At 44.0% G+C, this 23,968-nt stretch carries 18 protein-coding genes and 1 pseudogene; 6 read left to right on the top strand and 13 right to left on the bottom strand.

Going from position 1 to position 23,968, the window contains the following annotated elements:
• Positions 1–653 precede the first annotated feature (653 nt).
• The 6 genes and pseudogenes from CWC29_RS01355 to CWC29_RS01330 form a co-directional block, all read right to left on the bottom strand.
• Positions 654–1,771: pseudogene (locus CWC29_RS01355) on the bottom strand (hypothetical protein).
• Positions 1,772–1,819: 48 nt separating this feature from the next.
• Entirely contained in the window at positions 1,820–3,169 is a 1,350-nt protein-coding gene (locus CWC29_RS01350) for a type II toxin-antitoxin system HipA family toxin (protein WP_138524317.1), read from the bottom strand.
• Complete coding sequence (locus CWC29_RS01345; protein ID WP_128728917.1) at positions 3,159–3,449, bottom strand: helix-turn-helix domain-containing protein; 291 nt, start codon at positions 3,447–3,449, stop codon at positions 3,159–3,161. The genes CWC29_RS01350 and CWC29_RS01345 overlap by 11 nt, the downstream gene beginning before the upstream one ends.
• A gap of 312 nt (positions 3,450–3,761) precedes the next feature.
• A complete protein-coding gene (locus CWC29_RS01340; RefSeq protein WP_138524319.1) occupies positions 3,762–5,645 on the bottom strand; it encodes a hypothetical protein in 1,884 nt (627 codons plus the stop codon).
• Between the two features lie 137 nt (positions 5,646–5,782).
• Entirely contained in the window at positions 5,783–8,215 is a 2,433-nt protein-coding gene (locus CWC29_RS01335) for a YbcC family protein (protein WP_138524321.1), read from the bottom strand.
• On the bottom strand, positions 8,215–9,783 hold the full coding sequence (locus CWC29_RS01330; protein ID WP_138524323.1) for an NADH-quinone oxidoreductase subunit L: 1,569 nt from the start codon (positions 9,781–9,783) through the stop codon (positions 8,215–8,217). Before CWC29_RS01330 ends, CWC29_RS01335 begins: the two co-directional genes overlap by 1 nt.
• A 110-nt stretch (positions 9,784–9,893) precedes the next feature.
• Here CWC29_RS01330 and CWC29_RS01325 point away from each other — a divergent pair, with 110 nt between their 5' ends.
• Both CWC29_RS01325 and CWC29_RS01320 read left to right on the top strand, forming a co-directional pair.
• On the top strand, positions 9,894–10,787 hold the full coding sequence (locus CWC29_RS01325; protein ID WP_138524325.1) for a LysR family transcriptional regulator: 894 nt from the start codon (positions 9,894–9,896) through the stop codon (positions 10,785–10,787).
• 164 nt (positions 10,788–10,951) lie between these two features.
• Positions 10,952–12,571 (top strand): DUF342 domain-containing protein, encoded by a 1,620-nt coding sequence (locus CWC29_RS01320; RefSeq protein ID WP_138524327.1) that lies wholly within the window; start codon positions 10,952–10,954, stop codon positions 12,569–12,571.
• 13 nt (positions 12,572–12,584) lie between these two features.
• Here CWC29_RS01320 and mutM read toward each other — a convergent pair whose 3' ends face one another.
• On the bottom strand, positions 12,585–13,394 hold the full coding sequence (gene mutM, locus CWC29_RS01315; RefSeq protein WP_138524329.1) for a bifunctional DNA-formamidopyrimidine glycosylase/DNA-(apurinic or apyrimidinic site) lyase: 810 nt from the start codon (positions 13,392–13,394) through the stop codon (positions 12,585–12,587).
• Positions 13,395–13,418: 24 nt separating this feature from the next.
• Complete coding sequence (locus CWC29_RS01310; RefSeq protein WP_138524331.1) at positions 13,419–13,904, bottom strand: hypothetical protein; 486 nt, start codon at positions 13,902–13,904, stop codon at positions 13,419–13,421.
• Between the two features lie 207 nt (positions 13,905–14,111).
• Between CWC29_RS01310 and CWC29_RS01305 the strand changes: the two genes are divergently transcribed.
• Together CWC29_RS01305 and CWC29_RS01300 are read left to right on the top strand one after the other, a co-directional pair.
• Positions 14,112–15,035 carry a manganese-dependent inorganic pyrophosphatase gene (locus tag CWC29_RS01305; protein WP_128728700.1) on the top strand — a complete coding sequence of 308 codons (924 nt, stop codon included), beginning with the start codon at positions 14,112–14,114 and terminating at the stop codon, positions 15,033–15,035.
• A gap of 36 nt (positions 15,036–15,071) precedes the next feature.
• The gene (locus CWC29_RS01300; RefSeq protein WP_138524333.1) at positions 15,072–15,761 is read left to right on the top strand and encodes a helix-turn-helix transcriptional regulator; all 690 of its coding nucleotides are present in this window, start codon (positions 15,072–15,074) and stop codon (positions 15,759–15,761) included.
• Here CWC29_RS01300 and CWC29_RS01295 read toward each other — a convergent pair.
• Complete coding sequence (locus CWC29_RS01295) at positions 15,758–16,156, bottom strand: hypothetical protein (protein WP_138524335.1); 399 nt, start codon at positions 16,154–16,156, stop codon at positions 15,758–15,760. The two genes, CWC29_RS01300 and CWC29_RS01295, sit on opposite strands and share 4 nt — an antisense overlap.
• 236 nt (positions 16,157–16,392) lie before the next feature.
• Between CWC29_RS01295 and CWC29_RS01290 the strand changes: the two genes are divergently transcribed.
• Entirely contained in the window at positions 16,393–17,094 is a 702-nt protein-coding gene (locus CWC29_RS01290) for a transglutaminase-like domain-containing protein (RefSeq protein ID WP_138524337.1), read from the top strand.
• A gap of 52 nt (positions 17,095–17,146) precedes the next feature.
• On the opposite strand, the gene CWC29_RS01285 is transcribed toward CWC29_RS01290, so the two are convergent.
• Positions 17,147–18,190 (bottom strand): sensor domain-containing diguanylate cyclase, encoded by a 1,044-nt coding sequence (locus CWC29_RS01285; RefSeq protein ID WP_138524339.1) that lies wholly within the window; start codon positions 18,188–18,190, stop codon positions 17,147–17,149.
• A 210-nt stretch (positions 18,191–18,400) separates the two neighbouring features.
• A complete protein-coding gene (panP, locus tag CWC29_RS01280) occupies positions 18,401–20,029 on the bottom strand; it encodes a pyridoxal-dependent aspartate 1-decarboxylase PanP (RefSeq protein ID WP_138524341.1) in 1,629 nt (542 codons plus the stop codon).
• A 455-nt stretch (positions 20,030–20,484) separates the two neighbouring features.
• Between panP and CWC29_RS01275 the strand changes: the two genes are divergently transcribed.
• Positions 20,485–22,407 (top strand): EAL domain-containing protein, encoded by a 1,923-nt coding sequence (locus CWC29_RS01275; RefSeq protein ID WP_128728706.1) that lies wholly within the window; start codon positions 20,485–20,487, stop codon positions 22,405–22,407.
• Between the two features lie 32 nt (positions 22,408–22,439).
• Here the strand turns inward: CWC29_RS01275 and trmB are convergent, their stop codons facing one another.
• A complete protein-coding gene (trmB, locus tag CWC29_RS01270; protein WP_138524343.1) occupies positions 22,440–23,105 on the bottom strand; it encodes a tRNA (guanine(46)-N(7))-methyltransferase TrmB in 666 nt (221 codons plus the stop codon).
• A gap of 94 nt (positions 23,106–23,199) precedes the next feature.
• On the bottom strand, positions 23,200–23,967 hold the full coding sequence (locus CWC29_RS01265) for an ABC transporter permease (protein WP_138524345.1): 768 nt from the start codon (positions 23,965–23,967) through the stop codon (positions 23,200–23,202).
• Position 23,968: the final 1 nt, after the last annotated feature.

Here is a 23,968-nt window from a genome sequence, read left to right as displayed (position 1 = left end):
CTACGTCGCACGCCAATCCGAATGTATCGCGGAAATTCTCAGCAAGTATCTCTGCAAACAAGTAAAGAACATAAATGGACTGCGACCTTAGGCAAGCGCAAAATCCGCTGCTGACGCGCTGAATGTACTGAGTTTGTGGGTGATTGTGTAGTTGGGTTCATCGTTTCTATTTTTTCCAAATAAGCCTCACTGATCTGTTGAGTTCATTTAGGAGTTTGCCCCAGTTTGTAGATAGTGCCCCAAATAATAAATGCTCTGTGGGCAGGGTTAGGGTGTGGCTAAGTGACGTGAATTAAGGTCTTGCCCAAACTGCCCCAAAAACCCCAAAAGCCCCAAAAGCCCAAAAGCCCAGGGATGAGTGCCAAAAGCCTTGTAAAAAAGGGAAGGTCTTGCTCAATTAGAACGCAACAACACATTTAAGCGCATAAAAATGCAAAATATTACACTTTTATGCACGATAAAGTGTGCAAAGCAAGTTGAGTACTCGTCTATGCGTTTTACCGAACGGGGGAATGCAGAGGTTGGAGGTCTACACAAAGTGACTTTATGGGTAACAATCTGTAGACCTAAAGGCGGACATACAAGCTTTCAACCAATCAAAACTGAATGATATTTTTTACTCACGTCATTTGGCCGACCTATAGCCTCATCGTTTAAAGCAAATCACTCAAACGATTTAAAAGTGCTTTACGGCTATTATTCGCCACAACAAAGCGCTTAAAGCGTTGTTCAAGCGCCGCTTCATCCGCTTTGAACTGATAGGCCTCACACAGCTGATGCAGATAGCGTGATGCCGCATCGTAACCACTGGCGCAAGTTCGATCCGCTTGCTCTTGTGCTTGCTGCCAGTAGTGCTCACGCCGATTGTAAACATCCGTCAACACTTTTTCTTTTTCTGCTTTTTCGATGGCTAATTTTTTGCGAGAGCTGCGGCTTGCTCTTGCTGTAATTGACTTTGCGCTTGCTCAATGAAAGGGGAAACTACCTCGGTGGTTAACCAGTATTGATAGATCTCGTCTGTGTTGATAGGTTCTTTTCGCGCCAGCGCTAAGGCTTGGTGACGGGTTAACTGGCCTTGCTCAAACAGCGCGCGTAATAGCATGTCTTTCTCTGCTTCTGAGAGACTATGGAGCCATGTATCAAACTGAAACTGGATTTGTTTGGCTTGGTGACTGGGTTGTGCGTTCAGCACCATGGCGAGTGCCTTAACCAATGCTAAAGGAATATCATACAGCGCTGCAAACGCCAGCACCTCTTCACTGAGGTGCTCAAAATCGAATTGAACTAACGGCACTCGTTCAACGTCATCATTAAAATCAAACGCTTTGAGCCACATAAAGTACACAAGGCGCCAATCCCCTTGCATTAACCCGCTGCGTAAAGCGGCTAAATGCTGGAAAAAGTCGTCAGCATGCTCATCGTCAAAATACTCGTCATACTCCTCAAGGGAAAAGATCAGCAACTGCCAATCATCGTTTTCGTGAACATGAAGACCATCACTTGAAAAGCCAAGTAAAGCTTCAGGGAGCGTTCCTGCTGGTAGCTTGATGTAGGCATCGATTGATCCCCAATCGGCATAGTAAAAGCCGATATCAAAGTATTTTAACATCAGCTCAAAAGGCTCTGCCTTTAGATCACTGTAGGTGTAATACACCTGAAAGGACGTAGCGCTGATCTCGGCACGGCTTGAAATGGCTCTGAGTGCTTGACGTGCTTTAGCATCTAAATACCCATCCAGACGCTCAAATTTATAGTATTGATATTCGCTCACGATGACCTTGCTATGTATTTTTTGTGAATTGAAAAGTTTGTTTTACTGTCATTGAAAAAGCGCTGCATTTTCTTGTTTGCGCTGCTCCAGTGTTTTAGTAATCGCAGATGCTGTCGTTTTACTGATCCCTTGCTGCTGTGCAAGATAAGTAAATTGACTGATGGCTTCTGCAACTTCTTCAATGACTTGCCTTGCATCATGCCAACTCCCATAACCAGCACTGGTCGCTAGTTTTTGCATCACTTTAAGTGGTGGCGCTTTGCCATAACCTCCGAACGCAGTGGCGTGTTCGTTAAATGGGTGTGGGCTGTAGGTAACATCGTAAAAAGGGGCAGGATCCCATTGACCGTCATCCACTTGCAAAAACGCCCAGTTTTTACTGTGGTCGTCTTGATTAGACGACAGCAGGTTAAAAACGGCACGGCGAAATTGTAGTTGTCCAGCCGCAGGCGATTTACACAACTGACGGCTGGCTTTAATTAAATCAATGTAATCTAAACTTGGCGTTCTAAAGTCTGCATCCAGCAGCCCGCAAGCGCTGTGCATATGCAGGCGACCTGAACTGCGATTGCCGCTTAAATTGGTCTGCTCCGTGACATAATCAAAACGCTTAAGCGCCAACCAGGCAGACGCACCGCTTGTAGGTGGTGCTTCAATGAGTTGCCATTGCGGCGGTTGACACTTAGCAAGTTCTGCCATTTGTAAATAAACCGCCTCACACAAACCTTCTTCATGGCCGAGCGCGAGATTCTTCGAGGTAAATTTAATCAGCCAAGCCTCATCTCTAGGCTGAGCAAAGGTTCGACAATACTGAGTTTCCCCAGCAGGCATATAAATCTGCGCTTTTGGCCTTGCCCCACCCGAACTACCACCCGCGACTAATGCAGCCAGTACCTGCTGAGTATGTCCATCTAACTCATCGTGATTATCATCCATATAATCTGACATTGAAGAATCGAACAGCGTTTGCGCTTCTAAGCCTAAAGTAGCTAAATCAATGTTAGCGTTCGTCGTGGTTGAAAACTCAGACACTGGAGAAAAAGACAGCGCTCCCATGCCTTTATCACCGACAAAGGCTAACCTATCCATCGCCGTTAATAGATTAGGCAGGATGCCCTTTTGCCGGAAAATACGATCTTGCAACAGCATGCCCCAGCCATCGGGCAAACAATCTCCAAATACGCCATGTACACCTTGATGCGGCGCTTTAGGTGCGACTTGAACTTGTGTGCTCGAATGCAAAGTAAAAGGTGATAAATTGCCAAACTGCTGCAAATAGCTGTCTGCATACTGAAAAAAAACGCCTTGCCGATTCTGCGCCAAGACCCCTACAGCAACCTGCTCACCTGAGCTTAATCTACGAGTTACCATGAGTTTTTGAATGGGTTTAAAACTCATCTTTTAGCACCTCATCAATACTAGAGGGCATTGTAGCGCGCTCTTTGTTAGATTGTGTGAGCTGATAAAGCCTATCCAATGAGTCGAGGGTTTGCCAGAGCAACAACAATTGGCGAAATGAAATTTGCCCAGTTAGCTCAAACTTCTTAATGGTGGCCGCAGGTACACAGCTTCGCTCAGCCAATGCAGATCGTGACAGTTTTGCCTGCTTTCGTAACTCACGCAAATAAGCCGCATAAGCTTGGCTTACATCGGTATCATCAAGTAAGGTAAAATTCATCCGCAAAAACCAAATGGATACAGTTATATCTATTATAGCGAAATAAAGCAGAAAATGGACATTATTGTATCCATAATAAATAATATGTTGAAAAACCACTCGATAAAGCCCTTCAAAACTTCTATTTTTAAGTCCTAATAGCAGTATAAAAACGGCACTGTTTTTCCATTGCTAACCACTAGGATTTAGTAAAAGCCATATACAAGTGGTGGGCAGTTTGGTAGGAAAACAGGCATTTTTGAGCGGTTTCTTTTCGGTAAGTTTTTGAGTTTTTATATGTTTAGATTGCCACCCGAGGGTGGCATTTGTATTTTACTCTTCTTTATTTTCGAGTGCTTCTTCTCGGCGCAGATAAGCACCGGCTTCGTCACTACTTGCACGCAGTTGGTGGTTTTGGTCCACAGCTCTCGTTTGCTGGTTGAGTTGGTATACTTGTGAGGCGTTACCTAAATCACGCTCGCTGGTAATTGCGGCAATGGACTCCCGATCTTTTAAGAAACTAATCACATCTTTACGGATGTCGCTTAGCTGTGCATCGTCTTTATGCATTTCTAGAATATGTCTTGGGTGCTCTAGGTTTTTCATACCCGTGGCAGCGAAGGTCGTTGATACTATTCTCGACACCACTACCCAAGGGGTAATACTGCTGCGTACTAGCGTATTTTCAGAGCGTGTGGAATCGTGAATGCCAGTACCTGTTGATATTTTAGACTCAGTAAATGTCCCTTCACACTTAAAATAAACCAGCAGAGATTCAAACTGCATCTCGGCATAGAATACGTGTGCAGCATTGTTGAGCATTGATGCAAACGATTTAATCAATAAGCCACTAAGCAGTATATGTACGGCTACCATCACAACGGCGCTGAACGACGCGATGTTTTCTTCGCTGAAGGCACTAGAAAAATTACTGATATTGGCGCTCGTTACATAGTGGTAAATATCTACTACGGCATAAGCAAAAAAGACACTTAGCCCAAGGGTCACTAGTAGCAGTAAGTTACCACCAAGCAAAGATAAAAACCTAAAGCGCTCAAATGATTTACCTAAATCTAGGGGGAGAACTTTAGGTTGTACTTCTTGGATCATTTCGCCTTTAAAGCCACCTTTACCATCAACTTGTTCTTGCAAGCTGGGATCTAGCTCACGATAAACCCGGTTTGGTACTTCTTTATAGCGGCGATTTGCCATCACCAAGTTGTCTAAGTTAATAAATATCTCGTTTGGATGTACGGACTCTTGCCAGTTTTCTCTTAATTCAGACACTTCAACCACTGGGTTTACTTTATCTAAACGCGCTTTAAGCATAACAGCAATAATGGCGCTACAGCCAAGTGCAAGCACGATAACGCCCGTGAGATAAGCCCAAGTATGAAGACTAGGCAAAGGCGCAAAAAAGAGCTCAATATCGGCTTTACTTAACTTCCCTTCATCCATGATGTAAGACAAAGTTAGGCCTATCAAGATTGGTAGCACAAAAGAGAGCGAAATCACTTTAGCAAGGGTCGCGCTCCCCAAAGATTCAATAGCATGTTCCGCTTTGCGTGAAATCGGTTTAGCCGCGCTGTACCAACATGACAAAATATATATCATCAGTAAGGTGCTATAGATTGGAAAAGTCAGCTCCCCAGCATCACCGGCAAAGCCCGATAGCGATACAAACGCCACCACACCATAAAGCACGAGTGCGGTTAATGTACTCACCCATGCACCAAATAAGCGTTGGCTCATATTTCTGATAGGATAAGGGAGAAAAAGTAATTTAGGTGCAATGCTGTGAAGTAAACGCGATAAGAAACCTTTCGGTTCTACAAACGTGCTGTTCTTTCGGCCAATCAACATTTCTTCTAGCGTTTTAGCACGGTAAGCCACATCAGCCTTTTCTTGCTGGGCGGTTGAAGTTTCTGACTTACTGAAGTTATAAGCTAAAGAGGTGGGGTGATTACGACCCACAAAAAAGCGCAGCGTTGCATATATTCCTTTTGCAAGAGAAGTGATCCCAAGACCTAAAATCAACATGCCAAATAGCATGATGATCCAACCCATACCCGCATCGCTCTTAACGGAGCTGGCGGCAATCACCAGTAATGCAATGCCCGCAATAGTTTGTATTGCACCACGAATAGCAGTGATTTTACCTTCCGTTTTAAATGGGTTTTTAAGCCCTAAATCAATAGAGCCATAATCAAAAGCCACTAGCAGCCTCCTTGTATAAACAGTCCAATGTCGGTGGCTAGGAGGTCGTTTAGCTTACGTAGCGTCCTGCCACACCTTTCAATTCCTGCAATACTCTGCACAATAACTTATTAAGTTGCAACGAGTTTCGTTTGAATTCAAAGAAGTTCCCACTTACCATTATCAAATCGTCTAACTTCGTTACAATTAGGCGAAATAGACAGAAGATAAAGCCACTCGTTTTCTACCAATTGCTTTACAACTGAGTGTGCTGTCATGATTTGCTCAAGCGCCTCGGTTGGTGCTTGTACAATGACGCTTAAACGTTGTGGGGTATGCATCCATTTTTCACCGTTGTGAACGGATTGCATTGGCAGGCCAATTCGCAAATCTCCGCCATTACCTTCAAACACTCCAATCCTTCCCCCTACTACATTATGCAGCACCTTGTTACCACTGCCGTATTTGTGGGTATCGGTTACCGAAGCGTTATATTGCATATTGATCCAGTTAGTGACGAGCATAGGAGCGGTTAAAATAGCAGTTAACTGACTAAAGTCTTGGTCTTGCTCGGCGCTGTATTCGTGCAAAAAGACTCGGCCTTGCAAGTCAACTCCCTGCGTAACTTGTCTCGGTGCGACCACAAATGCAGCATTGTTGGCAAGGCCCCATTCCGGCCTGACTTGAGACCAATCTTTAGTCCGGGCTATAAATTGCTGCTCTAATTGCTGTACAGATAACTCTTTGCCAGTTATCGCAAGCGTATGAGCACGCTCCACTCGAGCCTGGTGCGATGCCTGCTTTAACCAGCCGGTTACCTCTATATCTACATCACCATAGAGGATTATTGTTTCAGTGGTGGTATTATGTAGCGCTGCAACAAACCGCGTTTGCGATGGAATAGTAATGCCCCGCGCAATTAATTCTGCGCGTACAGCTTGGTCATTAAGAAGTTGCGCGAGTACTTTAACATTTACTTCCCCCGACTGGCCGCCACATGCACCACATTGCAGCCCGGCTTCATGTAAATTATTGGTGGTATGCGCTCCGTGGCCAACCAATAGGACTGTATCAGCAAATTCAGTCAGTCCCATCCCTTTTAGTATGCCAGCTGCGAGTTTAGCTTGCTCCAAAACAGTAACTTCGTGTTCGCCTTGTTTTAACTGCCACTTTCTTGAATCAATATGACTATCGACGGGATGCTGAGTTTTTTGTAGTGAAAACACTTTGCTAAATAGCTGATAAAAGTAACTCATCCCCATCGACTCTACCATCGAAAATGAAGCCGCAGCAGAGTGAGACCAGCTATGCCAACGGCCAGCTTGCTGGCGTTTTGTGGCAAGGTGCTGAGGTGCAGGCGTTTGTATTGCGGTGATTGGTGCTTTTAATAATCCGGGTAACTGGGGCCGACTAAAACGGCAGTTAGTCGCATGATAATCAATAGGTAGGCCAAAGAAACCCGCATAACCTATGGTTTGAATACCAGCGTTTTGAGCTTCGAGCGCGCGGCGGATCACCTCTGAACGCACATCAATACAAAAAGCCGCTTGTAAGGTTGGTGTAGCTTGCTCACGAGCGCCTTCAGGTTTTACCTGCTGAGCCTTTATCTGCCCCACTAAAGTGGCTTGATAACTAAGCTCAAGTGCCCGCTGAAATACCAGCCGTGGCAACAATGCTTTTTTATGTTCAAGCACAATCTCAGCAAGTTGCAGCTTTTGCTTGTTCCAATGGTATTGAATACGGGTAAAGGTCGTTGGATGGTGCTCACTCACATAACGCCAAATCACCAGCTCCCACGCCATTCGAATTGCCAATAGCGCACGCATATCGGAAGCTGGATGCTGGGCAAGATCTGCTTGCCAGCGTTCATAAGCCGCCCAAGATGCCCAACCATTAATGTCTAGCAGTAGCATGTGCGCATAATCACTCAGCTCATTAAACCCAATCCCTAAGGTGTCGACAGCGAGTGCAATTAAAGACTCAGGTGATGTTGGCAGAGCCTTAAAGTAATCAACTAAGCCTGACTCCCCCATGACGATGCTTATCCCCAAGTCTCGCGACACGGTTTCATGCCAGTGGCGATACAAACAGAGCCTCTCTTCACCTTGGGTTTGTTTGAGAATAGGCTGCACCTGCTGATAATGCGCGGCGCAAAATTGGCTGATTTGGTGGCTGATCTCCTCTTGCCATGGCATCTTATGTTCAGAGCGGTAGCGATCAAGCAAGTCCGCTAATGTATGCCAATGTGGCAACTCGCCGCAGTGACTTTTTTTGAGCCAATTAAGCAGTGCGCTGGTACTGCGTTGCACAGCATAATTCGCCGCAGATTGCTGCAATGCTTGCTCTGAAATCGCCTCTTGCTGCCATTTTTCGAGATAAAACGCCACGGGCATTAACATTCTAACCTGTGCCAACGCGCTCACTTTATTGACCACAGCATCAAAAGGCAGATCGCGCATTCCCCAAAATGGATTCACTGCGATTAATTGATCGAGCGGCCAAGTTGTCGCAATGCGTGTTTCAGCGCTCAGGAGTTGTTGCTGTTGCGGCTTAGATAGCTGAGTCTGTTTTTTTTCTTGTGTCTCTATCATTACTTCTGCTCCTCGTGCCCTGCAGCATAGCGATGAATGGCTAGGTGTTTCTGCTTTTTAATACTTGGTAAATGGACGGGCCAAAGCAATATGGTTAAACGCGTCATCCACTCGTCTAAATACAGCCCGGCATACAACACCCGAGAGAGTTTTTGCACCGTTACCAAATGCGCCCGGTAATAGAGCAGATAATTTACTACGATGAGTAACACTACAAGGCCGAGCAACCAAATATCTGCACCATCGAGTGCTTGCGCCCTGAGCTCATTTGGTAGCGCGACCACCAAGTGCAATAGCCACTTTTGCGCACTATAGGCTGTCAACAACACAACAGCTGCGGTGATGATTCTAAAATAGCTACTAGGGGCTTGCGCCTCAAAACGCAGCGCTAACCACACCGTTAATGCGCCAACCATTAATCCCCAAATACTGACAGGGCCTTGATATTCAATAATGACTGCAGCCGCTGTAGTGAGGCCAGTTGCTACGGCAAGTGCAATAAGCCATTGCCACAAGGGTGGTTCAAGTTGGTCGCTCAAGCGACGAGTCAAATCTTCATGGATCCACTGGCTTGAGTTTAAGAATGCGTGGGCTTTGTAGGCTGAATGCGCCAATAAGTGTAGTAGCGCTAATTCATATAGCCCCAAAGCACACTCCATTAGCATCAATCCCATTTGTGCACAGGTTGACCAAGCCAAGCGCACTTTTAAACTGATCCGCGTTGTCATGATAAGTGCGGCCAATAATGTCGTTATTCCTGCCACAATCAAGATCAGCCATTTCGCAGCTTCTACGCGTAAAATCAAAGGACCAAACACCATCACCAAAAAACCACCCAGATTAATGATCCCTGCATGTAACAGAGCACTTACCGGTGTGGGTGATTCAACTACTTGCATCAACCAGCCATGCACAGGCAGTTGTGCGCACTTTATCAGTGCCACAATTGCAAGTAAGCCAGCTGCTGATTGATCTAACACAGTGAGTGTCGTTGAGTGAGTTAAGTAATAGTCAGTGATGTCATTAATCTGGAGCATGCCAGTGCTGAGGTAGATACAAATAAAAGCCCCCAGCAATGCACTTTCTGCCAAGCGTGCCAAAATAAACTTTTTGTGGGCGGCCAATGTCGCTCTCGGGCGGTTAGGGTAAAATAGCAGTAAACGGTGTAGGCTCAAACTAATGCCGACCCAAGCCAACCAAAATAGAATGAGGTGATTACTGAGCACCACAATAGTTACACTCAGTAAGGTGGTGAGTAGATAGCGAAAATAACGGCCCCGGTGTTTTTCACCATGTAAATAATGAATGGAGTAGCGCAGTAAAATAAAGCTCATAAAGCCAATCAATGACACCACACTAAGCCGTAAAAAGTTTATTTCAAACAAGCCACTGGCAATATCACCTTGCGTTGCCCAACTCCCCCAGCCAAAAGCGATACAAATTACCACGCCGATAGCAAAACCGTTCGCGATACGAAATAGCCCAGTGTTACGACAAGACGCTTTGCTCATGAAAGACGCAGCAATCAAAAAGTGTAATAGCAACAGCACCACTAAGATATTAATCATTACTTTCTATGCTTCTCACCTAAATCTCTAATTAGATCATTATTCCAGCCTTTTTAATTTAATAAAAATAGATATAATTTAACTATTCGTTCTATTTTACTTATATATAGATGAGCCGACTTAATTATCACCACCTTTACTACTTTTGGCAGGTTGCTAAGATTGGAAATTTGACTCAAGCAGCTAAAGAGTTACATGTTTCGCAGTCTGCACTCTCTTCGCAAATCAAACAGTTAGAGCATAATATCGGGGTATCGCTATTTGAACGCGTAGGCCGTAGTCTAATGCTCACCAATCAGGGTAAAAAGGTGCTGAGCTATGCCGATGATATTTTTACCACAGGTCAAGAACTCGAAGCCTTGTTAAGCAAAGGCGTGCAGTCAACCACCCATGTAACTATCGGGGTGTTGACCACTCTGTCACGTAACTTTGTAGAAGCTTTTATTAGTCCTTTGATGCGACGCAGCGATGTGCAATTTAAGTTAAAGTCAGGCAGTATTTCTGAGCTGCTCAACGGCTTAACCAATTATGAGCTGGACTTAGTACTTACCAACAGAACGATTAACCTAGATACTTCAGACCCCTACTGGCAGTGTCAACTAGTTGCAAAGCAACCGCTTGCGATTGTTGGCCCACCTGCACTTAAACCCAGCACACAGTTTCCACAAGGTTTTGAAAAAACACGCTGGATCTTGCCACCCGCCAATTCAGATTTACGCACCGCATTTAATGCACTATGCGCTCAGCATCAGTACTTTCCCAACATTTTGGCAGAGGTCGACGATATGGCGATGATGCGACTACTGGCACGAGACAGTGGCGCGGTGGCCGTTTTACCTGCCGTAGTAGTAAAAGACGAAATAGCCCAAGGGGTGCTACAGCAGTATCAGGAACTGCCTAATATTTATGAGTATTTTTATGCCATTTCAACACAGAAAAAGGTTGTTCCTGAAGCGATTAAAATTCTGCTGCAAGAAGCGCATGACAAGCCCACACATTTTTAAGCTTACTGATTTTTATTCACCTGAAAGTATTAGAAAATCACGATTTATTTCTGTTTTTTAACTTAGCCCATATTAACGTAAGAAAATTGGCCTAAGCACTTGACCAATTGATGTTTCTTTAGCAAGCTGAAACTATAGGATAAAAATTCGACGAGGCAGTTATCGTGTTCAAGCTTGCGCACAATGGCAATATCTTAATGGATGTGAAGTCTGCTTCACCGCCAAGTGCTGCGTTTGTGATCGAAGCCCTTGAAAAGTCGCAATTTGCTGATTGCGAAATCGATCACGACTCGATTAAGGCTTTTTTCCAAAGCGACTTTCCTGAAAGTCAAATTGTGGTTGCTAAACAGCATGATGCAAAATTTGAAGTTACCTTAAGCGACGATAAAATGCAGGCCTTTGGGCAGCTTAAAACTGCTCGTGGTGGTAAAGCAATATCATTAGAAGAAGCGAAAAAGGTCATAGTTAAAGCAGGCGTAAGCCGTGGCTATAAGCAAGCCTACCTTGAAAATATCCTACGTAAACAATTTGAAATTCCACCTGGTGAAGAAGCATCTGGGTTAATCGCCCAAGGTAGACCACCGCAAGACGGCCAGTCAGCCAAATTACTGCCACATATACAAACGCTAAAAGAACGACTCAAGCAGCCTAGAATGCGTGAAGATGGCACCGTTGATATGCGTGACTTTGGCAAGCTTGCAAGCGTTTCGCCCGGTGATTTACTGGTGACTCAAAAGCCTGCTACGCCGGGTAAAGAAGGCTTTACTGTAACCGGTGAGAGCATTGAAGCAAAACCCGGCGATTCGTTCCAGCTTGTAGCGGGTGAAGGTACTGAGATCAACCCTAGTAATCCACTAGAGCTTATTGCTACTATCGCAGGTTGCCCCTCTGATATCACCAACGGTATGCGCGTTGATGACGTATTTACCATTGCCGACGTCACAGTAAAAAGTGGTCACGTCGACTTTAATGGTAGTGTAGTAGTCACCCATAATATTGAACCTGGTATGCGCGTAACCGCCCAAGGCGATATCACAGTGCTCGGCACGGTGGAATCTGGAGAACTTACCGCTGGTGGTAACATTGAGGTACGAGGTGGCGTGATCGGCCACGTTGACCATCAAAATAATGAGCAAGGCTTAACCTGCAAACTTATCGCCAAAGGCAATGTTGAGATTGCCCACGGCCAATATACTTACCTTGAAGGCGATAACATTATTATCAACAAGCAAAGCAACCACTGCGACATTAAAGCGCAAAAGCTGATACAAGTTGGTACAGGCGAACAACCGAGTGGCAAGTTGATAGGAGGCTCAATCATTGATGCGCAAATGGTAGTTGCAGGTGAAATTGGCAGTGAGTCTGGCGCTAAAATGATGATTTATCTGGCACGCAAAGGTCTTAAAATCACCCAAGAAACTGACACTCTGTTCAAAGAAGTCGCCGCTACCAATGATTCTTTAGACCAATTACAGCAAGCGATTGAAAAAGCGGAGTTAGTAAAAGATGCTGCTAAAAAGCAGCAACTCAAAACTAAAATTGGCGCAACACAAATGCACTACTGCCAGCAAGCCGAGCACCTTGAGCAAAAGCTCAGTCAACTTGATCACGACTTACACGATTTACTCGACAACACTAAGCTTGCGGCAAATAAAGCGCTTCATTCAGGGGTTGAAATCCACATCTTTGACCGGGTGCATAAAACAACTCGCAGTTATCCCCCGTGCTCAGCAACGCTACAAGAAAACCAAGTTAAGATAGACTTTAAAACCGCCGGCTCCTAGCCAGCACTTTGCCTTAGCGCTGACATTTAGAACAATACACTGTGCTGCGCTGTCCTAGGCGTATCTCTTTTAATGGTGTTTCGCAGCTCACGCAAGGCTCACCTTTGCGACCATACACCAGCAACTCTTGGGCAAAATAACCCGGTTTGCCATCACTTTGGGCAAAGTCTTTAAGTGTAGTTCCCCCTTGCTTGATAGCTGCACTTAAGGTTTCCTTGATGATCGGTGTCAGTACTTGGTAGCGTTTAAGTGAAATTTTACCTGCTTCTTTTTTGGGATGGATCCCTGCTTTAAACAAAGATTCATTGGCATAAATATTACCCACACCAACCACCACATGATTATCCATAACAAATTGTTTAATCGGCTGCTTTTTGCCTCTGCTTTTTTCAAATAAATATTCTGCAGTAAAAAGCTCAGTCAACGGCTCAGGACCCAGCTTTTCAAAAACGCTATGATCTTCACCCACACCTTGCCATAAAAAGGCTCCAAAGCGACGCGGGTCGTTCAATCTGAGCGACTTACCTGAGGCCAGAATGATCTCCACATGATCATGCTTTTTTAGTGGCTCCGCGCCATCAACAACACGTAAGTTCCCTGACATCCCCAAATGCAAAATCGCAGTGCCATGCTTGGATTCTATAAGCAAATATTTTGCCCGACGCTTAACCGCAAGCACCTTCTCACCCTCAAGCAATTGCACTTCCTCTGGTACAGGCCACCTCAACTTACCATTGTGTACTTTTACGCATTGAATAATATGTTGCTCTAAATACGGTTGAATGCCTAAACGGCTCACTTCGACTTCTGGTAACTCAGGCATAATTCACTCTATTACTGTGTGGTATTACAATTCTATCGGTAAAAATAATGCTTTGGCTTGCTCAGTATCGAGTTCAAACCAACGCTGTTGTTGTTTATCAAATAATACAAAGCCATTATCGCTTGGATACAGTTGATAGCTGAGCGGAAGCTCTTGAGTTGCCAGCCAAAACTGCGCAGCAGTGAGCGCGGGCTCCAACTGCTTTGGCGCCTCAACAACCAATAGCTGTAAACTCTGCCATTTGGCGACAAGCGCACCTAGGGTATCTTCACTAAAGGTCTGGTTTGAGCCTTGCGGTAGCTCTATACGCCAGCTTGTACCAATACGTTCAATTTTATAGCCAGGAAATGCCACGGTTAGGACAAAACTTTGTTCTGGTAGCACAGCTTGTATCTTTGCTTTGTCGTCGCTGGGATTCAATTTATAGTGGAGTCCGTTGAGAAAAAAGATCATCAGTAACATGGAAAAGATCACCACGTTATTCCACGCCTTACGGCTCATTTGAATCATACCCATCTCCTAAGCGTTTGAACGGTTAGTGTATAATACTAATTTGCATTTATACATGCTCAATTAGCCCTTGCTCGCCGAGGCGATTCCGCCTAATTTAACAATCTGTCATTACCGCACCCTATCTACGCCAAATTGCGCATTTACACTATTTAAATGGCAAGTTATTTTGCTAGAATGTGGGCAAAATTTTAAGGAGTTCCGTCAATGGCAATGTATGTAGTGGGTCATAAGATCCCTGATTCAGATTCAATTTGCGGTGCAATCGCACTTGCTTATCTAAAAAACCAAATTGGTGAAGAAGCGATCCCTACGCGCTTGGGTGAAGTCTCACCAGAGACTCAGTTTATTCTTGACCGCTTTGGTTTTGAAGCACCAGAGCTTAAGATGAGCTATGCTGGTGAAGATGTGTATATCGTTGATCACACTGAAAAAACACAAGCACCAGACGACATCGATAAAGCAACTGTGGTTGGCGTAGTTGATCACCACAAACTAGGCGACCTTACGACTTCAACACCACTTGAGTGTTGGATCCGCCCTGTTGGCTGTAGTAACACGATTATTAAAATGATGTACGACTTCTACGATGTAGAAATCCCAGCAAATATTGCTGGGATCATGATGTGTGCAATCCTAAGCGACACAGTCATCTTCAAATCACCAACTTGTACTACTGCGGATATTAAATGTGTTGAAGCACTTGCAAAAATCGCGGGTGTTGATGATGCAAAAGAGCTTGGCATGGAAATGTTCAAAGTGAAGTCAGCAGTTGAAGGCACACCAATTCGTGACTTGGTCATGCGTGATTTCAAAGACTTTAACATGAATGGTAACCTTGTTGGTATTGGCCAGCTTGAAGTCGTTGATCTTGCTGTATTTGATAAGATCAAAGATGAGCTACATGCCGATATCGCGAAATTAAAAGAAGAAGGTAATCGCCACAGTGTGATGCTGCTACTTACTGATATCATGAAAGAAGGCTCACAAATGCTGATCGCTTCTGATGATGAAACGATCATCGCAAAAGCATACGACGTTGAGCCTGAAGCAAGCAAAGTATGGTTAGACGGTGTACTGAGCCGTAAAAAGCAAGTTGTACCACCATTGCAAGACGCATTTGCTGGTTAATACTGTCCGCCGAGGTGAACGCCTCGGCTGTTTTTTATGCTGCACCTCACTCCGGGTATATTCGCTTCTTTTGTCAAAGACTTGAATGCCGCGTGCCATTCACATCACCTTATTCAAATCAACCTGCCCTTGAGCGACTGTATCGCACAAGTCGGTGACAAGACGCTATTTGGCCCAAGCGTAATTGCAGGCGGCGTAGAGCATAGCTTAAAAATGACCTCAGGATGGGTAATATTAGTCGAACCAAAAAGCTTGTATGGTAAGCAACTCCAGAGCAACGGCTGTGCAGCAATTAAGATAAGTACTGCACCAAAGAGCAATGCCAAGCTTGCCGAGTTAATACGCACAGTAGGGCTTACCGAGCTCCCGACGACGGCTCTAGATCCACGAATTGGCAGTGTATTGACGCAATTAGATACATGCTTTAACGCACAAACTTGCCTTAAACCCAATCACTTTAGCGCCAATACGATTGCCGAGTCACTTTATCTCTCACCAAGTCGCTTTTTACATCTTTTTACCGAGCAAGTGGGGATAGCGTGGCGACCTTATGTGCTGTGGCGCAGGCTGATCTGCTCAGTTGTTGCCATACAGCAAGGCAACAACCTTACACAAGCTGCCATGCTCGCGGGGTTTGCAGATAGCGCTCATTTGAGCCGTACATTTAAACGGCAGTTTGGCATCACACCGACTGAGGCATTAAAAACACAAAGCACTATAAACTAAGCCGTCGGTTTATTACCTCGTTTATAAGCTTCACCAATCAACTTGACCATAGGCAGCGACGATATGGTTAATACGACAAGAAAAATAATCGAATGAACAATCATCTCATCGACCGTATAGCCAATACGAAACTGAATAAATGCCTGAAGCTGAATGTAAACATTAGCAGCAACAAATAGTGCTAAGGACACACTCCAAAACCACACATCCGTGATAGGACGCTTACCATAAGCGACGCAAAAGGCACCAAATACATTTAAGAGATCTGCGACCAATAACACAATCCCAGTAAACATGCTTGATTCTATTTCTAAATGATCCGGCAGCGTAAATGCATCATAGATTGAGGCAATAAACGTCAGTAGTAAGAAATAAAATAAGACTTTCCATTTCATGCAAGCAACCCTTCATAACCGTAATATATATCATCGCAGTCATCTGGTCGCTGCTTCCGTGCTTTCTCAGTACATTCCTTATCAACAATCTTTGTTGTTTTTCTCATAGGATCCTTCCCTAAATACAGAATAAAAAATCTAATTGTACACCCATTAACTAACCATGAATTTAGCCAGTTTATTCAAGCTTAGTTGCCTAAGTTGTATCACACTGCTACCAAAATAGGAGCATAACCATGAAGCAATTTTTAGTAACTACCCCCTTAGTTGATTATCAACATTCAGAGATCCAAAGTTTAATAGAAGCAAAAAATTGGCGGCAACTTAATGCGCTCTCGGCAGCGGAGCAAATCTATAACTTTGTCAAAGACGACATCGAATTTGGTTATAGTGAGACAGATACACTAACTGCAAGCCAAGTGCTTAAGCAAGGCTATGGACAATGTAATACCAAAGGAACATTATTGGTTGCACTACTAAGGGCTTGTGATATTCCAACACGAGTTCATGGATTTGAGATAGCAAACGATCTAAAGCAAGGGTTAATTCCTACCCAACTGACATGGTTTGCCCCAAAAAGTATTATCCATAGTTGGGTTGAGGTTTATCTAGAGGAGCGCTGGGTAGAGCTTGAAGGTTACATAATAGATGACGGCTACCTTAAACAGATTCAGCAACGGTTTTCAATGGCAAAAAACTTTACTGGATTTGGTATTTCCACTCTCTGTTTACAGCAACCCAATAATCGCTTTTCGTTAAATGGTGCATATATTCAAAAGCAAAGTATCACACGCGATTTAGGGGTTTTTACAAATCCAGATACGCTTTATCAGCAACACAAAAATCTAACTGGCATCAAGCAGTGGTTGTATGCTCACTGCTTGAGATATTGGATAAATCTTCGAGTAAAACGCGTAAGGGCCGGGCGCTTCAACTGAATAAAAAATAGCAACCTGGCCGTAATTGTTGCTGGCATATTTAAAACCACAGCTACTGCGCAAGTATCACGCAGTTACGGCCTGCGGCTTTGGCTTGATACACCGCATGGTCTACTGCTTTTAACGAATGACCAAACGGTAAGTTGGTATTGACTTCAGCAACTCCAAAACTTGATGTAATGGCTATCTCCCCAGACGGTGTGGAAATAACCGCGAGCTCAATTTCCCGTCGCAAGCGCTCGGCAATCACCATTGCAGAGTTTACTGGTGTGTTAGGTAACAGCACGATAAATTCTTCGCCGCCTAAACGACACATGCAATCTTCTAGCCTTAGGGTATTCACACAGATTTCGGCAAAGCTTTTAAGCACTAAATCACCGGTTTCATGGCCGTGGTTATCGTTGATATTTTTAAACTGATCTATGTCTAGCATCATCATACTAAATGGATGATCAAAGCGTGCATGACGACTAATCTCACGCTTTGCATTATCCATTAAAAAGCGCCGATTACTTAATCCAGTGAGCGGATCTTTAAATGCCATATCTGTGAGTTGCTGCTGTAGCTGCCATAGCTCTTTAACCAATAATCGGCGACTGCAGCAATCTGCTATCATCTCCGCAAAAGCAATTTCATCTTTGTGCCATGTGCGTACACCATTATTTCCTTCACAGCACACCACCCCGTGTGGGATACCATTTTTAAAGATCACAGTATCTAACATGGTTACTATGTGATTTGGCGTTAAATAACACTCTTGAAATTCAGATGTTCTAGGATCCGCAGCCGCGTCGTTCGCATTTATTGATTGTCCGCTGTTAATTGCAGAAAAATAAGCTGGAAAGTTCTCATACTTTAAGGCCGGTAGTTGCATCGGTAATTCATCACCCTGCCAATCCGTGTTTGCAACATTGATAAGCTCTGAAGGTTTGTCGAGATCATCAAATAACCAGACAGAAACTCGAGTGACGTCTAAGGTAAGCTTACCTTCATCAAGTAAATCAATCAGGAAGCTTTGAAATGTTCCCGATACATCAAGTTCTTGCGAGCTGAGCCGTCTAAGCCTTTGCGTAACATTGCTAAAGTTCTTCAACATAATACGAAGATTTTATTCTTTTCCACTAGCATAACGCGCCATAATTTTTAAGCATAGTCTTAAATACTAGAATTAACCTATGTTTAGGAATATTTTCACACGATTATGTTATAAATAAGAATATAAGTAGAGCAAACCGTAAATAGAGCAATACTAAAAGGTAGTAAAGGTGAGATTAATAGAGTGGCACGAGGCCACTTTATTCGTTGATTATTTAATATATTTTGCGAGGTATTTTTTAAATACCGGATCTGACATTGCCAATTGTCGTTGTTCATCCATGATTTCCTTAAGCAAAGACTCTGATGTCAGAGGGTTAGCCAAGACTACACGAAATACTACCGTTGGTTGGCGATCATATTGCTCTGGTGTTAATCGTGTTCGAGAAACAAAAGAGCGGCCTGCTTCACGTTGACGCTTTTGCATGCTCGCAGTAAAACGGTTGAGTGCGGCATAAATATCGATTTTTTCCTGTTCACCCGCCTGTGCGATTGCCGCTTTTATTTGCTCAGGCACATAGCGGTAAGTCAGCAAACATAGCTCAGGTTCAGAGATCAGCTCAAAATCGGGGGTTTGTTTAATTAGTTCGGCAAAATACTGCGCCTTTTCAATCCCTTTATCAATAAGCATCTCATAGCCTTGACGGCCAATAACACGCAAACATGCATGCACTAACATCGCCATACCCGGGCGACTCCCCTCTAATGTATGACTTCCCAGATCTTTAGAGCCTTTACGTAAGATGTATTCAGCGTGGTGCTCGATTGCATCAGATGCCGCTGGGTCTTTAAACAACACCATCCCCGCTCCCATAGGCACATACATTTGTTTATGTGCATCTATGGTAATTGAATCTGCTCGCTCCACCCCTTTAAGAAGGTGGCGATTGTTATTTGATAAAAGTGTTGCCCCACCCCAAGCTGCGTCAACATGAAAGTGGCAATTGAGTTCTTCGGCTAAATCGGCCATCTCTTCAAGTGGATCAATATTGCCCGTTTCGGTCGTCCCAGCGACACCAACTAAGGCCAATACTTTTATCCCTTGTGCTTCAAGTTCATGAGCTTTGGCTCGCATGGCATTAACATCGACCTTATTGTTGCAAGCCGTTTTGATTGAAATGAAGTTATCTCGACCAATACCTAAAACATCAGCGGCCTTGCCTAACGAATAATGTCCTCTTTCAGAAACCAATACCGCTAAGCCTCGATAGCCATAATGTAGCATTGCGGCCACAATACCCGATGCGCCAATACCTTTAAATTCACCATCCGCTTTTAATAAACGGTTTCGTGCTATCCAAAGCGCAGTTATATTGGCGATGGTACCACCCGAACAAAAAGCACCGAGTGACGTTTTCGCGCTGTGCATCCATTTATCGTAGAAAGCATCATCACTGCTATAAACCAAGTGATGCATCATTCCCAATACTTGACGCTCGAGCGGAGTAAAAGCTTTTGACGTTTCGATTTTGACTAGGTTCTGATTGAGTCCCACCATCAACTTCGACAGAGGCAACACGAAATGCGGTAAAGCTGAGGTCATATGCCCAATAAAACTTGGGGCTGCGGTATGCACTGAATGGGCAACTAATTGCTCCATGATATCTTGCGCATAGTCAGAGACAAACATCGGCACTTCGGGGATCACCGCCGACTGAAAATCTTTTTCAACTTCGTGCAGAGGCTTTTCAATTGCCGCAATATTCTCATTTAAAAAGCCAGCCAAATTGCTCGAGATTTCTTGCTCGATTCTGCTTAAAGTTGAATCAGGCGCCTCAGGCACAGTAAATATACGCATTAAGCTTTCTTCAGACGCAACGGCGCAACGCTTTGGACCCATCAATACTACCTAAACATCAAACGGTGCAGTAGCTTACCTACCCATTCAAGAGATTGAGTAGATACAAATTGCACAAGAGATTGTGATACATGAAATGGCTAACTTTACTGTAAAGAAAGGGAATTGTCTTCTATTGTCTAGTTAAAATTCATGAAACATTGACAATTTTATTAAAACCCAACGAAAGTTCAGTGAAAAATCCCCAGGTGTTCTAGCGTTTCTATTTTACATTCTCGTCAAAAGTGAGGTATAAAATAGGAACATAGCCCAGCAAAACGGCACATTACCGACTTGCCTGCAACAATGCATTTTATTGATCATTGCTGAGGAAGTTTTTTGCTTTATTTCTTCTCAAGATATCAATTTATGTTGTATTGTTTATATTATGTAACAAAGCAGCGCCAGTTAGGCATTTTATCGTTGCGAAATAACGATATTGTGGATAAAGGATTATCATGAATACGCGGAGCATAGCTCAACCACTCAAAGCCAAGTCTAAACACCATTTAGCAAAAGCGACTCCGCTTTTAGGGTTTACAGGTTATACTTCCCGACTCCCTGTTGCATGGCTTCTATTAGCCTCATTTATCTTTTTAGCTGCTTTATCGATTTATGTAATCGCCAACTATTACGATACACGCCGCGATATCATGGCCAGAATTGACGCACAGCTTGTCAATGCCGCCACCAGCGCAAACGTCATTGTTGGCAAAAAGTATCACCAATCGCCTAATCAGATAACTGCAACTGAGTTTAAGCAAAAAAGCCACGCACTCACCGAGCTTGCCCGTGCTCTAAACGTTGAATACGTCTATACCATGGTGCTAAAGCCACCTTATGTGCATTTTACTGCATCCAGTTACACTCGAGAAGATCTCAAACTCAACCGACTAACACGCTATCAAGACGTTTATACTGAGGCATCCATTACTCTAAAAAGCGCCTTTCATTCCACCGAACCAGTATTTGAAATCGATAAGGACAAATGGGGTCACTTTAAAAGTGTGTTTATTCCCTTCGTGCTGCCCGATGGCACTACTTATATAGCAGGCGCTGACTTGACAATACACGATTTAGAAAGTCGGTTACAAGAAAGTGTGATGGATGCCGCGATTGACGCTAGCTTCTTTTTTGTGATGTTTTTGATTGTCGTAAGCCTGTACTTTATGTATTACAAGAAAACCTTAACAACGGATAGCCGCACCGGGTTTGGCAACCGAATTGCCCTTGAGCAGGCACTTAAGTATTCTAAGTCGCAACACCTTTGCTTGAGCGTAGTGTGGGTAAAAGAGCTTGAAGATATCATTAGCTTCTATGGTACAGAAGTCGGCGATAACGTTATGGCAAAAGTCATGAGCTACTTTATCGAGTTTACTCATCCGTTTGAGGTTTACCGCCTAACCACCTCTAAAATTGCGCTAGTGACCAGTATCGAAAATGGTGAGCATTATTTGGCGAACTTAACGGAGACATTTCCTTGTGCAAAACCCATATACGATGCGCCGCACTTATACGTTAATTTGTGTGCGGGTGTTGCTAAAGGCAATTGCGCGCTGTTGCTTGAGAATGCCTTTCTCGCGCTGCGTCAGGCTCAACAGCAAAATACCCAAGTCTGTTATTTTGATTCTCAGCTGCAAATAAACCCCCAGCAACAATCAAAAAACCTCCATCTCACTCGTTTACTGCAAAGCGCGTGTGAATCAGACCGCATCATTCCCTTTTTTACGCCGCGTAAAGCTTGTCACGACCATGCTGACATTCAGTACCACTGCACGGCACGGGTCCTTAACGAGCGCGGCGCTATCATCGACGCCGAACATTTTTATCCGGTAATGAAGCAGCCTAAACTTCGCGCACAAATTAGCATGAAACTACTTGAGTTATGCGTCACCCGTTTTCGTAAATCAAACCATGCTTGGAGCATGCAATTAAGCCACAGTGAAATCGCGGATGCGGAATATTTTGAATATATCAGCCAGATCCTACGCCGTTACCCACAACCACAGCTCATCACATTTGAGTTTAATGAAACGGATGTACTCAAAAACTTTAGCGATATGAGCTTAATGATGCAGTCGTTAAAAGCAAAAGGTGCAAATGTTGCGGTAACGGGTGTGAATTGCGGTTTCCTTACTATCAACCGGATCTTAAAACTCCCACTGGATGCCATTTGTTTAGAAGCTAGTATTTGTGAAAACTTAGATGAAGATGAGATGCTGCTGAGCTCCATTGAATATCTAGCAAGTCATTGCAATGCCAAGCGGATAGACTTGATTGTACCCTGTGTTGCCACCAGCAAACAGGCAAAACAATTGGAAGCTGCAGGCGTTGCTAGATTGGAAGGGAGCTGGATAGGCAAAGCAAGCGGCCACCTTTAAGCCGCTTTATCAACCTGAAGTGCCGGATTAAATTAAAGTGTTACGACTAGGCGGGTACTTGATTGACCACTTGCCCAATACTTACGTTCAAAGGGCGTAATGGCCTCATCACTTTCATAGGCTTCCACTTCAACATCAACGCCGCTAAGCGCCAAAGCTCTGGCAAACTCTTTGACATAAATATCCCAATTACTGCGCAACTCCAACTTACCACCTAACTTGACGATAAAAGGAAACACCGCGCTACCATGCCAACGTCTTTGAATGTGTTTAGCTTTCGGCCACGGATTGGGATACAGCAAATAATGGTGAGTTGGCTGCCAATCTGCTTCCAGCGCTAATCGCCAAAAGTCATTGAGATCGGCTTGCACCAAAATATATTGGCCTTGCTCCGTTTGTTTATATTCAACGTCGTGTTTATCTAGTCGATGCGCAGACTTGTCTATGCCAATTACCAATGCATCAGGGTGTCGCTTCGCCAAATTTGCTGTACTTTCACCAACACCACAACATGAGTCCAAAATAATCGGTCCATTAAAGGCCTGTACTCGCGCATTAACCTCATCGAAAGCACTTTGTGTATGTGCCGCAATCGGCTTTTTAAACTCAGCGGTTAGATGCTTAGTAACGATTTCATCGAGCTTATCGTGTAGGCCCTGTTGATTAGTGGTGATACTACGAGAGTTTGCTTCTGTCATAACCAGTCATTATTAAGGGGGATTAGTAAGGATTTTACCTGAAATAACACAAGAGCGCTGCAATTGATGGCAGCGCTCATTCTTTATCCTGCGATTAGTGTCTTAGCCCAACACCGCGTTTAATCAAGTGCAGTGACAACCAAAATAGACCACATATAAATACACCTAATACCGTAAAGGCAACACCAATATTAACATCAGAGACTCCTAAAAAGCCAAAACGGAAGGCATTTACCATATAAATGATCGGATTTATCTGCGACACACCTTGCCAAAACTCCGGCAGTAATGTGATTGAGTAGAATACGCCACCAAGGTAGGTCAGAGGTGTCAGCACAAAAGTCGGAATAATACTAATATCGTCGAAACTGTTGGCAAACACCGCATTGATCAAACCACCTAATGCAAATACGGCTGACGTTAAAATAACCGTAATGATGATAACTGCAAGATTGTGAATTTGAATATCCACGAAAAACAGACTAACGATAGTAACAATAAGTCCGACTAGCATACCTCTCGCCATGCCACCGCCCATATAGCCAAGCACAATAATATAGTTAGGCACGGGTGCCACGAGCAGCTCTTCAATACTCTTTTGAAACTTGGTGGAGTAAAAACTCGAGGCAACATTAGAATAGGAGTTGGTGATCACCGACATCATGATTAAGCCAGGTACAATAAACTCCATGTAGCTAAAGCCCCCCATCTCACCAATGCGCGAGCCAATTAAACTGCCAAATATCACAAAATAAAGTGTCATGGTGATCGCTGGCGGTACTAAGGTTTGCACCCAAATACGTAAAAACCGAATACACTCTTTTATCCAAATACTTTTTAACGCGACGCCATATTTCAACACG

The organism is Pseudoalteromonas galatheae, from assembly GCF_005886105.2.
GTDB lineage: Bacteria > Pseudomonadota > Gammaproteobacteria > Enterobacterales > Alteromonadaceae > Pseudoalteromonas > Pseudoalteromonas galatheae.
This window is presented reverse-complemented; position numbering and strand designations above follow the sequence as displayed.